Genomic DNA, 323 nt, shown 5'->3' with positions numbered 1-323 from the left:
ATATTATTTTCTTTTTTTATGGTTAAGTTTTTTTTCAGAATAAGAAAGGGACCAAGATTGGTAAAAACCTGAAAATGACTATCTTTTTCTCTTAGTTCACCACAAACATAATGTCGGTCAGACCACAACGGTTTCTCCTTCAGATCGGAAATTGTCACTATGTCAAACTCTTTCAAATCATCGAGTAAAACTCTGGCTAACCTGTTGGCTTGAGAGTAATGACCTCCGACACCAAAACTAAATAAAACAGCATTATTTGAATACATTTAATAAATCTCTTTGCACTTTGTCACGACAATACTTCTCAGTAACAACATTAATAT

At 32.8% G+C, this 323-nt stretch carries 1 pseudogene; it reads right to left on the bottom strand.

Features of this window, described 5'->3' with window-relative positions:
* Window positions 1-266, bottom strand: a pseudogene (locus tag AB4486_RS28285) (polysaccharide biosynthesis protein); the annotation flags it as partial.
* Window positions 267-323: the final 57 nt, after the last annotated feature.

Origin of the sequence: Vibrio sp. 10N.222.55.C6, from assembly GCF_041473395.1 — a bacterium.
Lineage (GTDB): Bacteria > Pseudomonadota > Gammaproteobacteria > Enterobacterales > Vibrionaceae > Vibrio > Vibrio crassostreae_C.
The sequence above is the reverse complement of the archived record's forward strand: the minus strand, read 5'-3'. Positions and strand labels throughout refer to the sequence as shown.